The organism is Mucilaginibacter sp. SJ (genome assembly GCF_028993635.1).
Classification (GTDB): domain Bacteria; phylum Bacteroidota; class Bacteroidia; order Sphingobacteriales; family Sphingobacteriaceae; genus Mucilaginibacter.
In genome coordinates this window covers 2,850,251-2,864,365 of sequence record NZ_CP118631.1, presented here as the reverse complement: position 1 = coordinate 2,864,365, position 14,115 = coordinate 2,850,251, and the positions used below count along the sequence as shown (strand labels likewise).

Here is a 14,115-nt window from a genome sequence, read left to right as displayed (position 1 = left end):
TTTTACCCCGTTGTCGTGCCCTCACGGCAACGGGGGTGGGAGTTTTCTGACCCTGGATTTATAGAATTTAATGAATTAACCGAATGCCAGGCAAATTCCCAAAATTCTTTAATTCGTTTAATCCGAGTTCAGACATTCTGATTCAGACAATAACATATACAAACACTGTAATGTCAATCTTACATCCCCGCATAACGCTTTAAAGCATTATCCTTTCGGCATTCGGCACAAAATCTTACATTTGCCTGTCAATTTGGCTCTAACGACTGCTATGGCGCAATTGTTGAACCAAATTGTATCATAATAAAATAATATGTTAAATTTTATCAGTAAGCTTTTCGGAAGCAAATCAGAACGGGATGTAAAAAGTATACAGCCTATAGTTGAGAAAATTAAGGCTGAATATGCTAAGCTTGGCTCCCTGAGTAATGATGAGCTTAGGGCTAAGACCATATATTTTAAAGAAACCATCGCCGAAGGCCTTTCGGGCATCGACAGCGAAATACAAGCCATTAAAGATCGTACAGAAAACGAGCTTGATATGGATGTAGCCGAAAAAGTTGAGCTTTATACTCAGCTTGATAAGCTTGAAAAAGACCGTAATAAAGAGCTTGAAGATATATTAATGAATATATTGCCCGAGGCATTTGCTGTAGTTAAAGAAACAGCAAGCCGCCTGGCTGCCAATAGTTCATTAGAAGTTACCGCTACCGAGTTTGACCGCCAGCTTGCCGCCCGCAAACCAAACGTTACTATTAAAGGCGATAAGGCTTTGCATAGCAGCACCTGGATAGCAGCCGGCAACGAGGTTACCTGGAACATGGTTCATTATGATGTACAGCTGATTGGCGGTACCGTACTGCACCAGGGCAAAATATCGGAAATGGCCACAGGTGAAGGTAAAACGCTGGTAGCCACGCTGCCTGCATATCTTAATGCTTTAGCCGGACAAGGTGTTCACATCGTAACGGTGAACGATTACCTGGCCCGGCGCGATAGTGAGTGGATGGGGCCGTTGTATGAGTTCCATGGTCTTTCTGTTGATTGTATCGACAAACATGAACCAAACTCTGAGCAGCGCCGTGCCGCTTATTTGGCCGATATTACTTTTGGTACCAACAACGAATTTGGTTTTGATTACCTGCGTGACAATATGACACGCAGCCCTGAAGAGTTGGTACAACGCAAACTGCATTATGCCATGGTGGATGAGGTTGACTCCGTTTTAATTGATGATGCCCGTACACCTTTAATTATATCAGGCCCTATACCACGTGGCGATGAGCATGAGTTTTATGAGCTTAAACCACGCATCGAGCGTTTGGTTAATGCGCAAAAAAACTACGTTAACGGCGTATTGAACGAAGCTAAGAAAGCTATTAACGACGGTAATACCGATGTTGATGGTGGTGGCTTAGCTTTGTTACGTGCTTTCCGTGGTTTGCCAAAAAGCAAGGCATTGATCAAATTCCTGAGCGAAGGCGGTAACCGTACCATCCTGCAAAAGGTAGAGAACCACTACATGCAGGATCAGGGTAAGGAAATGCCTAAGGTTGATTCTGAATTATTCTTCGTTATTGACGAGAAAAACAACCAGGTTGAACTTTCTGAAAAAGGTATTGAACTGATCACCGCATCTGGTGAAGATCCACATTTTTTTGTAATGCCTGATGTTGGTACCGAAATTGCCGAGATTGAAAAATCAGCATTAAGCACCGAAGAAAAGATTGCCCGTAAGGACGAGCTGATGCGCGATTTTTCCATCAAATCTGAGCGGATCCATTCGGTTAATCAGTTATTGAAAGCTTATACCCTGTTTGAAAAAGATACCGAATATATTCTTGACGAAGGCAAGGTAAAGATAGTTGACGAGCAAACCGGCCGTGTATTGGATGGTCGCCGTTACTCTGATGGTTTACACCAGGCTATTGAGGCTAAAGAGAATGTAAAGGTTGAGGATGCTACCCAAACCTTTGCAACCATTACCCTGCAAAACTACTTCAGGATGTACCACAAGCTTTGCGGCATGACCGGTACTGCAGTTACCGAAGCAGGCGAGTTTTGGGAGATCTATAAACTGGATGTGGTTGAAATACCAACCAACTCGGGTATTGTACGTGATGACCGCCAGGATTTGGTTTACCGTACAGTACGTGAAAAATACAATGCTGTTGCCGAAGAGATAGTAAAACTTACCCAGGCTGGTCGCCCGGTACTGGTTGGTACAACATCGGTTGAAATTTCTGAATTATTAAGCCGTATGCTTAAACTGCGCGGTATCAAACATAACGTACTGAATGCCAAAATGCATCAGAAGGAGGCCGACATTGTGGCCGAAGCTGGTAAAGCCGGCACTGTGACCATTGCCACCAACATGGCTGGTCGTGGTACGGATATTAAATTAGGCCCTGGTGTTAAAGAAGCCGGTGGTTTAGCCATTGTGGGTACCGAGCGCCATGAGTCGCGCCGTGTTGACAGGCAGTTGCGCGGTCGTTCTGGTCGCCAGGGTGACCCGGGTTCTTCACAATTCTTTGTATCGTTAGAAGATAACCTGATGCGTTTATTCGGATCAGAGCGGATTTCAAGCCTGATGGTACGTATGGGTATTGAAGAAGGCGAAGTGATCCAGCACTCCATGATCTCCAAATCAATTGAGCGTGCACAGAAAAAAGTGGAGGAAAACAACTTCGGCATTCGTAAACGTTTACTGGAATATGACGATGTGATGAACTCACAGCGTACGGTGATCTACACTAAACGTAAAAACGCCCTGTTTGGCGAGCGTTTAGATGTTGACCTGAGCAACACCATTTTTGATGTGGTTGAGGACATCGTTACCGAATATAAAGAAAGTGCCAACTACGAAGGCTTTAAGCTTGAAGTTATCCGTTTATTCTCGGTTGATATGGAGATTGACGCGGATACATTCACCGCTAAGTCAATCCCGGCACTTACTGATGAAGTGTTCCAAACCGTAATGGACTTTTATAAACGCAAGCAGGAAGCAGTTGCACAACAGGCTTACCCGGTTATTAAAGATGTTTATGAAACCCGCGGTCAATATGTCGAAAACATTGTTGTTCCTTTTAGTGACGGCATCCACGGCATCCAGGTAGCTGTTCCGCTTAAAAAAGCGGTTGAAAACCACGGTCACGAGGTATTTAAATCTTTCGAGAAAAACGTTACGCTGTACCTGATCGACGATGCATGGAAAGAGCATCTGCGCGAAATGGACGAGTTAAAACAATCGGTACAAAACGCGGTTTACGAACAAAAGGACCCACTGTTGGTTTACAAGTTTGAGGCCTTTGAATTATTCCGCGGCATGCTGGCCAATGTGAACAAGGAAATTGTAAGCTTTCTGTTCCGCGGCGGGATCCCGGTTCAGCAACAGGCCGAAGAGGTAAGGGAAGCAAGGCCCGAGCCGAAGCTTGACCTGCGCAAAATGAAAACTACCAAGGCCGAAGTAGTGAGCGAAAGCAACGGCGTGCCTATGGATGATTTCCAGGAGCCGCAAAAAATTACCCCGGTAAGGGTTGAAAACAAAATTGGCCGTAATGATCCTTGCCCTTGTGGTAGCGGTAAAAAATACAAAAACTGCCACGGCGTAGGGCAGAATTAATATAAAGCTCGTGAAAACGGGCTATGATAATCACGTCATTGCGAGGTATAAAGCAATCCCAAACTATACAGGGCAAACTTTAATGGATGCTCTGCAAATCAGGGATTGCTTCGTACCTCGCAATGACGGTTAAAAAAGGGTGTCATGCTGAGCCTGTCGAAGCATGGTGGGAGTGCCTTTACTCGCGACCCTTCGACAGGTTCAGGGTGACAGGCCTCTATGCAAGTTTCATCCACTATTAATGCCAAATAATAATTTATCATATGAAAAAAGCAGTATTTGATCATCAAGCTAAACCAGCCATTATCAGATACTGCTTTTTTGTATTATTACTATTGACATCAGGCCAGGTCTTTGCCCAAACACGCGGCAAGGTTGAAGTAATCAAAGACCCACTGGTTGACAGCCTGATAGCTAAAAGATTTACGCTGAACAGTACAGCAGGTACCGATGCTGCCGGTTATTCATCCTATGGCTACCGCGTACAGTTCTTCAGCGGCTCAAACCGAAAGGATGCCTATAATGCGCAAAACCGGTTGCAGCAGCAATACCCCGAACTGCGTACGTACATCAGTTACCGCGAGCCCAACTTTAAGGTAAAGGCAGGCGATTTCCGTACCCGGCTTGAAGCCGAAAAACTGGTACAGGAGCTGCGCTCGTCGTTTTCGAGCATATTCATCATTTCCGAAAAAATAAATCTTCCTAAAACGGATCCTAATAATGATTAAAGAGCAAATACAGGAATTATCCGCAAAAATATTCAATGAGGTAGTGGCTAACCGCCGTCACCTGCATGCCAACCCCGAGCTTTCATTTCATGAATTGCAAACCTCGGTTTTTGTAGCCAACAAGCTTGAAGAGCTTGGCCTGGAATACCATAAGATGGCCGATACAGGTTTGGTAGCCCTCATTAAAGGCGAAAAACCGTCGGATGCCGGCAATGTGGTTGCATTGCGTGCCGATATGGATGCGCTTCCGATATTGGAAGCCAATGATGTTCCGTATAAATCGCAAAACCCGGGCGTGATGCATGCCTGCGGACACGATGCGCATACCTCATCATTATTAGGCACGGCTAAAATATTAACCGAATTGAAAAGCCAGTTTGCTGGCACCGTTAAGCTGATCTTTCAGCCTGCCGAAGAAAAACTTCCCGGCGGTGCAAGCCTCATGATTAAAGAGGGCGTTTTGGAAAATCCAAAACCGGCTGCCGTTTTAGGTCAGCATGTAATGCCTTTAATTGATGCCGGAAAAGTAGGTTTTCGTGCAGGTAAATATATGGCCTCAACTGATGAACTTTATGTTACTGTTAAAGGTAAAGGCGGTCACGGCGCCCAGCCGCAGCAAAATATCGATCCGGTTATCATCACCGCACATATATTAACCGCGTTACAGCAGGTGGTGAGCCGTTTTGCCGACCCTAAAAGCCCGTCGGTATTATCATTTGGTAAGGTGATAGCCAATGGTGCAACCAATGTAATCCCTAATGAGGTTTATTTGGAAGGTACTTTCCGTACCATGGATGAAAAATGGCGTGAGGAAGCCCACAAACGCATGAAAAAAATGGCCGAAGGCATTGCCGAAAGCATGGGCGGAAGCTGCGATTTTAATATCATGCGTGGTTATCCGTTCCTGATTAACGAAGAAAAATTAACCCATGCCACCCGCGGCCATGCCGAAGCTTACCTGGGGAAAGAAAACGTGCTCGACCTGGACATCTGGATGGCTGCCGAAGATTTTGCTTATTACTCGCAGGCTGCCAGCAGCTGTTTTTATCGCCTCGGCACCCGTAACGAAGCCCGGGGAATAACTTCATCTGTGCACACGCCTACTTTTGACGTGGAAGAAGATGCATTTAAAATAAGTACCGGTTTGATGGCCTATTTGGCGGTTAAACAGTTAGGTAACTAATTTGAGGCGAAAGGTTAAAGGCGAAAGGTGTAGCTGCCTTTAACCTTTTGCCTTTAACCTAATTTTACTATGAAAAAAATATTCCTGATCCTTATCCTTATTTCTGCCAGTCTGCTAACAAAAGCGCAGCAGATCAATCGCTTTAACCCGGATACAATTCGTACTATCGTAATTGATTCGCTGGTTGATATCCGCTCGCATAAACTCAACGCGCAGGATTTTATTGATGCCGTATTGGCTGATACGGGCTTTTACAAAGCTTTCCAAAATATGAAACAGTTCGGCTTTACTGCCGAAAACCGCATTTTTACTTACGATAATAAGAACAAGGTAAACGGACGCATCTACCGCAAAATACTCCATAGCAACGCTGCCGGTAAACATAAAATTGAATATGTTGCCAAAAAGGATAGCGGCGATGTATACAAAAAGAATGGCAAATATCAGTTGTACACGGTTGAGATGTTCGATTTTATTTTCATGAACGCGTATAATTCCGATTTTACCAAGGGTGATGCCCTGCCTGGATCGGGAGGTAAAAATGAATCGTATAAAAGCAAACTCAAAACGCTGATCTTTACGCCGGGCCGTAAGGTAAGCGGAATCCCTTTCATTAGCAGCAAAACGGAAATTTTCTCTAATGATATGCGCCAGTATTATTATTACGAATTCGCGCGTGGTAAATACCTCGACACCATTCCTGTTTACCGCTTTAAGGTGAGGTGCAAGCCGAGCACATCCGACAGTGATACCATGATCAAGGAAATGACCACCATTTTTGATGAGCGTACTTTCCAGATCCTGGGCCGGTATATTGATATGAAGTTCAGTAATATGTTTCTTGATTTTAATGTGCAGATGAACATCGAGCTTAATAATTTCCAGGGCGAACCGCTACCTGCAAAAATCACCTACCAGGGTAATTGGAATATTCCTTTTCATAAGGAAGAACGTGCGAGTTTCCTGATTGTACATAAGGATTATAAGAAAGAGTAGGTAACATTATTTATTATTTCCCACTGCCGCGGGTTTTCAACCCGTGGTAACTATGGTTTCAGCTTTCAGCTGAATCGTGGAGCCAGTTAAGCTGAAAGCTTTCCCTATGCCAACCACGGGTTACGCTATCGCTAAACCCGCGGTAGCCTCGAGTAAATTATTTCCACATTAATAGAGTTGGTATTTTGCCAACTGTTTATTACATTTGTTTAGTGAGATCGTCATCAAGGCTATGGCTGCTTACGCAGGATAATTAACAATATGTTTTACTTCTAAAAAATTTGTAGATGGGAAGTCTTTTAAAACCGACTGTAAAAATTTCAACGAATGAAAATTATTTACAAAAGCAGACTATACGAGTTTGCTCGAAAACATTCAGATTCAGGTAAGCATTTAAATGCCTGGATTAAAATTACACAAGATGTTACTTGGAGTAAAAGTTCAGATGTACGATACAGTTTCCCTAAAGCTAAAATCATCAAAAATGACAGAGCCAGATTTGAGCTTATGGGAAATAAATACCGCCTGATTGTTGAGGTGGATTATGACGATGGAATTGTTCTGATTAGATTCATCGGAACCCACGCTGAATATACTAATATTGACGCTGAGACAATCTTAATAACATAGGATTATTGAAGTCAAAATGATAAAAATATGGCACAGTCACATTGGTTTTTAATTGAAACCGAGCAAGAATGCACAAAAGCTCTTGCTCGGTTTGAAGAAATAAGGAAAGCATCAAAAGGAACAGAAGAGCATAAGGAAAAACTTCTGCTGGCACACCTTATTTCGGAATATGAAAATGCAAATAGCACCTTACCTGATGTTGATCCGATAGAACTGATCAAAATCAGGATGGAGGATTTTGGCTATAAATCCGCCGATCTTGCTAAACAATATGGCGACAAAGGAACAGTAAGTAAAGTTTTAAATTATAAGCAGGCGCTTTCCCTTACGATGATCCGGAAATTCAGCGCATTACTTCGGATTCCTCCCTCTGCATTAATTAAAGAATACCACTTAGCAGAGTAAGATTTACGAAGTTTCTAAAACTTCGTAAATCAGCCATTTAAAGCCATCACAGATGCTGCTAATGCTTTACCCGCCAAATAACTTTTTAAAAGCTGAGATTGTTTAGGATAAGTGGATGTTTTGCAGTAAGTAATATATTCATGATTTGATTGACTTTATACGCCTGGGTAACCAAAAAAATATATTTTTGATGGTTCGATGTTTATATCCTTCAACCGGTTAATGCCTTTTAATTTCATTAAATTATTTCTGTTGATCTTATTTGCTTTTACTTTTCCAAAAGTTAAAGTGAAAACGGCTGTTTGTAATGGCAGTTATGGCGATCCGGTAGTAAAACTTGATTTCGGATCGGGGATGAGTAGTACAGGCCCTTCTTTATCGGCAGATATTACAACTATGACCTATGTTTCTGGTTGTCCGAAAGATGGTCAGTACTCGATTGTAAGCAGCAATACCTCATGTTATAATACATGGCATAATGTACTTCATGATCATACAGGCAATGCGGGCGGCTACATGATGCTCGTGAATGCATCATATGCGCCGAGCGTTTTTTTTACTGAAACAAAAGATCTTAATCTGTGCGAAAACACAACTTACGAATTCTCCGCATATGTGCTTAACCTGATGAAACTCTCATCAAGCGATGCAAGTGTTGTTCAGCCCGATTTACTGTTTACCATAAAAAAGCCGGATGGAACGGTGTTAGCCCAGTATGATACAAATACCATACAGCCTACCGCGAATCCTGAATGGAACAAGTATAGTGTGCCGTTTTCAACTGGTGCCGGTGTTACGCAAATTGTATTGGAAATCAAGAATAATGGGCCGGGGGGTAATGGAAACGATTTGCTGCTTGACGATATAGAATTCAGGGCTTGCGGACCTAACATTAAAGTTGGATTTACAAATGTTGACAACACCGAACCGCAAAATATCTGCAAGGGGCAGGTGCAAAACTATAAACTTATAGCCGATCTGAATAACGGCTATAACAACCCTAAAGTACAATGGCAAAGCAGTACTGATGGTGGCGGTAGCTGGACTAACATTCCGGGTGCTACTGATCTTAGCTATGCTTTTCAATTTGCTGCGGATAAACCGGTAGGTACCTACCAATACAGGATGGCTGCTGCTGAAGGAGATAATATCAATTCGCCAACTTGCCGCGTTTACTCAGACGTGCGCACCATAACGGTTAATGCTTACCTGGCCAAACCTTCTATTACTGCATCGGCTGTATGCGAAGGGGATGTGCTTACACTTACTGCAAATGCGCCGGGAGCAATCAGGTATGAATGGACCGGGCCGGGCGTTACCGCTAATAATAAAGCTCAAAATCCTCTGGTAATTGACAATGCCACTGTTGCTGCTAATGGCGATTATCAGGTTACTGTGTTCTCGGCTGGTGATTGTCCTACTTTATCAGATAAAGTTACAGTAACTGTTAACTTAAAACCCGTTATACCTGTTCTCACCCCAGCTCCAATTTGTAAGGGCGACCTAATCATTCTCAATGAAACTACGCCCAATGCCAAAAGCTATAGCTGGTCGCCGGTTACAGGCTTATCCGATCCAACTGCGGCAAGCCCTATAGCCAAGCCTGCTGAAACAACCACTTATACAGTAACAGTAACAAGCAATGGGGATTGTACTGCAACCCAAACAGTGACTGTAACAGTTATGCCTGCACCCGAAGCAAGTATAAGTCCGCAGAAAAAAATCTTTGAAGGGCAGTCTGTAGTACTGGACGCCCAGGCAAGCAATGCCGAGACCTATTTATGGAGCCCGGCCGGGGGACTCGACGATCCTACCAAACTGAATCCTGTTGCCAGCCCTACCGATGATGTTACTTATACCCTGAAAGCCTCATCGGGTATTGGTTGCGGATATGTTAATGCCTCAGTTTTTGTGCGGGTTTATAAAAAAATCGTTATCCCATCAACGTTTTCGCCCAATGGAGATGGTTTAAATGATTACTGGGATATCGAAGCTTTATCAACCTACCCCAAAAGCACCATGAATGTTTTTAGCCGTAGCGGGCAAAAAGTATATACCTCAACAGGTTACGATAAACCGTGGAATGGAGCCTATAAAGGTCATATTTTGCCCCCGGGCACTTATTACTATGTGATTGACCTTAAAAACAACGCACCATTATTATCGGGTTGGGTGCTTATTGTACGCTGATTATATAAAGTTAAAAGCAGAATGAACAAAGCTTAAGGTAAATAAATTAATTATAGTTATAAGTTATTACTGAAACTAATTCATAGACTTTATACATCAGGGGAATCCCGGAAAAAGTTGTTATGGCGTATGAAATATATCTTAGTGATGGTGCGCGTGGGCCGCGTTAGTGATAGTAGCGGATACCGGCCACGCGCGTAATGCCTGCAGGCGTATGAGCGGATAGCACGGGCCGCAGGCAACGCTCATGTTATAAAACGGATCTGGAGATAGTCGGTGTTTAGTTCTGTCCAACGTTTAAATCTTTCTTTTATCAAAATAATCGGTGAAATCAATCCAATCGGAGAAATCAAACAGGTTAAAACTTAATGATCTTTTCTATCTGCTCATTTACAAACTTGATGGTATCGGGTTTAAATAGGTTCCCTTCTTCATCAAACTCTTTGTGTATGGCCGCTATGTGTAATTTAAGCGCCATAATGTTGAGGTGCAGGTAATGGCAAACGCCGGTAAAATGGTCAACCCCGCGGATATTACCATATTTGCCCGATGATAAGCCTACCAATGCCGCTTTTTTATCATAAAAACTTTCGGGGAAACTACAGGCATCAATGAAAACCTTAAGCACACCCGGAAAGCTGCCGTTATATTCTGGGATAAGGAATATGAATTTATCTGTATTGGTAACTATTTGCTGGATAGGCTCAAATGCTGCGCTGCGTTTGTTGTAGAGGTCGGTTTCAATAACGTTTGGGGGCAGCTGAGCAAGTGATAAGATGCCCGCTTCAACACCCTTTTCCTGCAGTTTTTGCTGATAAACCTTAGCAAGTTTGAGCGTTGAGCTTCCCGGTCTGTTGGTTGACGATATTATGGTTATCATTTATTATTGGTAAATTGCTGACTGATCTGATTAGTAATATCGTTGTTGAGTAATTTGTAATGTTTTGTTAATGAATGCTTTAGTAATAAATATGATTAAGTAATAATATTTATTAATTGTCGCACTGATAGTTCACTAATTTGATCAATATTGTTTGTAAATAGGCAAAAGCTGTGGAATTCTGCATTATTTAATTCCGTATCTTTATCACCGGATAAAAACTTTACGAAAGTAGAAATTTCTGTTTCTATTTAACGTTGTTATAAATCACAGAACTATAAATTTTTTTAAACTATAGAATGAGTAAAATTATTGCTTTAGCCAACCAGAAAGGCGGCGTAGGGAAAACTACATCATCTATAAATCTGGCTGCAAGTTTAGCTGTATTAGATTATAAAACCTTGTTGGTTGACGCCGACCCGCAGGCTAATTCAACTTCGGGCATTGGTTTCGATCCCCGCAATATAAAAAACAGTATCTATGAATGTATCATCAATGAGGTTGACCCTCATGAGGCCATTCAGAAAACTGAAACTCCCAATCTTGATTTATTACCTGCACACATTGACCTGGTAGGTGCCGAAATTGAAATGATCAATTTAAGCGGCCGTGAGTATAAAATGAAACAGGTATTTGACAAGGTGCGCGACGAATATGATTTTATTATTATTGATTGCTCACCTTCATTGGGTTTGATCACCATTAATGCCTTAACCGCGGCCGATTCGGTAATAGTGCCGGTACAGTGTGAATATTTCGCATTGGAAGGCTTAGGTAAATTGTTGAATACCATTAAAATTGTTCAATCGCGACTTAACCCCCAACTGGAGATTGAGGGGATCCTGTTAACCATGTACGATGTGCGTTTACGCCTGAGCAACCAGGTGGTTGACGAGGTTAAAACTCATTTTGAGGATATGGTTTTTGACACCATTATACAGCGCAATACCCGTTTAAGCGAGGCGCCAAGCTTTGGCGTGTCGGTAATTATGCATGACGCTACCTGTAAGGGTGCAATAAATTATTTAAACCTTGCCCGCGAAATTTTGGAAAAAAACGGATTGGTAAAGGGTGAACAAGCAACAGCTACAGCAACAGTATAGTAAATGAGTGGTGAAAAGAGAAATGCCCTGGGAAAGGGACTGAGTGCGCTATTGAACGACACGCCTAATGTACAGCCATACCAAAACAGAAGTAGAGAAACAGCAAGCCCTGCCGAAGTAAATGACCTTGGTTCGGTTAATGAAATAAAACTGGCCGAAATTGAAGTAAACCCTTTTCAGCCCCGTACCGATTTTGATGAGCAGGCACTGGCCGAGCTTTCAGAGTCGATCAAACTGCAGGGTTTAATTCAGCCGATAACGCTCAGAAAAATTGGGGCGCATAAATATCAGCTGATATCAGGAGAGCGTCGTTTTCGCGCGTCAAAGCTGGCCGGTTTAACCCAGATCCCGGCTTATGTGCGCACTGCCAATGATCAGCAAATGCTGGAGATGGCACTTATCGAAAACATTCAGCGCGAAAACCTGAATGCCATTGAGGTTGCCCTGAGTTTTCAGCGCATGATTGAGGAATGTAACCTGAAGCAGGAAGAACTGGGCGACAGGGTGAGCAAAAACCGCTCAACAGTTACCAATTATCTGCGCCTGTTAAGGTTGCCGCCGGTTATCCAGGCCTCTATTCGTGATGGCGAGCTTTCAATGGGGCATGCCAAAGCTATTTTAACGCTAACCGATCCTGCCAAACAATTATTTATACATCAGCATATTATTAAGGAAGGTTTATCCGTTCGTAAGGTTGAAGGACTGGTAAGAGATATGCAAAAGTCGCCGGTAAAAAAAGAAGGCAAACAGCCTGAGCCGGTATCATATCAGTTGCAGAAGATCCAGGATGATCTGGCTTCAAAATTTAGTACAAGGGTAAAACTAAAAGTTGGCAGCCGCGGAAGCGGTGTTATCGAGATTCCTTTCCTTTCGGAAGATGATCTTGGCCGCATCCTTGAAATGCTTGATTGGTAATTGTTAGCTATAATGTATAAATATCTGTTTTTTTTAGGTGTATTTACTTTTTTTATTTCTGCCGCGCAGGGTCAGGTAATTGATAGTACGGGGAATAAAAAAAGTGATACGCTGAAAGTAAAGCATCCTGTTAAAACCCCGTCAGGCTCATTTGCCCCAAAGATTGATCCAGCCAAAGAAAAGATCTATCATCCTGACAGTACCCATATTCCGCATAAAGCAGTAATGCATTCATTGATGATACCGGGCTGGGGTCAGGTGTATAACCACAGATGGTGGAAAGTGCCGTTAATTTACGGAGGTTTAGGTTTGCTAACCTCGGCCATTATATATAACCAGCATTATTACAAGGAATATTTAACATTATCAAGATACCGCCAGGGTACTCCTCCTAATCCAGGCGACCCTTATTATACAGAATATAACCTTTATAAAGACGTGCCTGACGCCAACCTGAGCGATGCCCGTGAAAATTCAAGGCGTAACCGTGATTTGAGCATACTTGGCTTTTTAGCCGTATGGGGCATCCAGGCTATTGATGCTTATATCGATGCCAAGTTCATCCACTCATACACGGTGGATAATAACCTGTCGTTCAAAGTAACTCCGGGTATAATTAATCAGCCGGTTTACGCGCAGGGGGCTAATAATGCTTATATTCCGGGTTTAAAAGTTACCTTTACGTTTTAATAAGGAAAACCACAATACCTGAAATGAAGATAGCACTACTTGGCTACGGAAAAATGGGCAAGATCATTGAAAAGATAGCCCTTAGCCGCAAGCATGAAATTGTACTTACCATTGATCATGAAACCCTTCATGACCTCACACCCGAAAACCTGCAAAAAGCAGATGTGGTAATTGAGTTTACTACCCCGGCATCCGTATTATCAAATATTGAGCATTGCTTTAATGCCAATGTACCTGTTGTTATTGGTACTACAGGCTGGTACGAGAAATTACCGGAAGTAAAACAGCGATGTATTGAGGGGAATAAATCATTATTGTGGGCTTCAAACTTTAGCGTTGGCGTTAACGTGTTTTTTTACGTGAATAAGCTGTTGGCTAAAGTCATGAACAAGTACCCTTATTACGAAGTACAGGTTGAAGAGATCCACCATACCCAAAAAATGGATTCGCCAAGCGGTACGGCAATAACCATCGCCGAAGGCATCATTAACAACACCGATACCAAAAACGAGTGGGTTAATGTATTAACCACCGACGACAGCGATGACGATGCGAATGTTGCTCCTAACCAATTGCTTATAGAATCATTAAGGATTGATAGTGTACCGGGTACGCACACTGTTATTTATGATTCGGAAGTGGATAGCATCGAATTTAAGCATACCGCCCATAACCGCAATGGGTTTGCTTTAGGCGCTGTACTGGCTGCCGAGTGGCTGCACGATAAGAAGGGTTTTTACTCTGTTGAAGCCATGTTTGATTTTAACAGCTAA

The 14,115-nt window shown here is 42.7% G+C and carries 13 protein-coding genes; 11 read left to right on the top strand and 2 right to left on the bottom strand.

Going from position 1 to position 14,115, the window contains the following annotated elements:
• Positions 1–313: 313 nt before the first annotated feature.
• The 7 genes from secA (at position 314) to MusilaSJ_RS11480 (ending at position 9,754) form a co-directional block, all read left to right on the top strand.
• Positions 314–3,622 (top strand): preprotein translocase subunit SecA, encoded by a 3,309-nt coding sequence (gene secA, locus MusilaSJ_RS11510; protein ID WP_274990078.1) that lies wholly within the window; start codon positions 314–316, stop codon positions 3,620–3,622.
• A gap of 263 nt (positions 3,623–3,885) precedes the next feature.
• Positions 3,886–4,350: an SPOR domain-containing protein gene (locus tag MusilaSJ_RS11505; protein ID WP_274990077.1), complete on the top strand. Its 465-nt coding sequence runs from the start codon at positions 3,886–3,888 to the stop codon at positions 4,348–4,350.
• Positions 4,343–5,533: a M20 metallopeptidase family protein gene (locus MusilaSJ_RS11500; protein ID WP_090529452.1), complete on the top strand. Its 1,191-nt coding sequence runs from the start codon at positions 4,343–4,345 to the stop codon at positions 5,531–5,533. The genes MusilaSJ_RS11505 and MusilaSJ_RS11500 overlap by 8 nt, the downstream gene beginning before the upstream one ends.
• A 69-nt stretch (positions 5,534–5,602) precedes the next feature.
• A complete protein-coding gene (locus tag MusilaSJ_RS11495) occupies positions 5,603–6,529 on the top strand; it encodes a hypothetical protein (protein ID WP_274990076.1) in 927 nt (308 codons plus the stop codon).
• A 327-nt stretch (positions 6,530–6,856) separates the two neighbouring features.
• Positions 6,857–7,159, top strand: coding sequence for a type II toxin-antitoxin system HigB family toxin (locus MusilaSJ_RS11490; protein WP_274990075.1), 303 nt, complete (start codon positions 6,857–6,859; stop codon positions 7,157–7,159).
• Positions 7,160–7,186: 27 nt separating this feature from the next.
• Complete coding sequence (locus MusilaSJ_RS11485; RefSeq protein ID WP_274990074.1) at positions 7,187–7,564, top strand: helix-turn-helix domain-containing protein; 378 nt, start codon at positions 7,187–7,189, stop codon at positions 7,562–7,564.
• A gap of 288 nt (positions 7,565–7,852) precedes the next feature.
• Complete coding sequence (locus MusilaSJ_RS11480; RefSeq protein ID WP_274990073.1) at positions 7,853–9,754, top strand: T9SS type B sorting domain-containing protein; 1,902 nt, start codon at positions 7,853–7,855, stop codon at positions 9,752–9,754.
• A gap of 141 nt (positions 9,755–9,895) precedes the next feature.
• Here MusilaSJ_RS11480 and MusilaSJ_RS11475 read toward each other — a convergent pair whose 3' ends face one another.
• Together MusilaSJ_RS11475 and MusilaSJ_RS11470 are read right to left on the bottom strand one after the other, a co-directional pair.
• Positions 9,896–10,048, bottom strand: a complete 153-nt coding sequence (locus MusilaSJ_RS11475; RefSeq protein ID WP_274990072.1) for a hypothetical protein — start codon at positions 10,046–10,048, stop codon at positions 9,896–9,898.
• A 64-nt stretch (positions 10,049–10,112) separates the two neighbouring features.
• On the bottom strand, positions 10,113–10,634 hold the full coding sequence (locus tag MusilaSJ_RS11470) for an NADPH-dependent FMN reductase (RefSeq protein ID WP_112653485.1): 522 nt from the start codon (positions 10,632–10,634) through the stop codon (positions 10,113–10,115).
• A gap of 299 nt (positions 10,635–10,933) precedes the next feature.
• On the opposite strand from MusilaSJ_RS11470, the gene MusilaSJ_RS11465 reads away from it, so the two are divergent.
• Genes MusilaSJ_RS11465 through dapB form a run of 4 tightly spaced genes read left to right on the top strand, consistent with a single transcriptional unit; the run spans position 10,934 to position 14,115 of the window.
• Positions 10,934–11,737 carry a ParA family protein gene (locus MusilaSJ_RS11465; RefSeq protein ID WP_274990071.1) on the top strand — a complete coding sequence of 268 codons (804 nt, stop codon included), beginning with the start codon at positions 10,934–10,936 and terminating at the stop codon, positions 11,735–11,737.
• A 3-nt stretch (positions 11,738–11,740) separates the two neighbouring features.
• Positions 11,741–12,652, top strand: coding sequence for a ParB/RepB/Spo0J family partition protein (locus MusilaSJ_RS11460; RefSeq protein WP_274990070.1), 912 nt, complete (start codon positions 11,741–11,743; stop codon positions 12,650–12,652).
• 12 nt (positions 12,653–12,664) lie between these two features.
• Positions 12,665–13,342 (top strand): DUF5683 domain-containing protein, encoded by a 678-nt coding sequence (locus MusilaSJ_RS11455; protein WP_274990069.1) that lies wholly within the window; start codon positions 12,665–12,667, stop codon positions 13,340–13,342.
• Between the two features lie 23 nt (positions 13,343–13,365).
• A complete protein-coding gene (gene dapB / locus MusilaSJ_RS11450; RefSeq protein WP_274990068.1) occupies positions 13,366–14,115 on the top strand; it encodes a 4-hydroxy-tetrahydrodipicolinate reductase in 750 nt (249 codons plus the stop codon).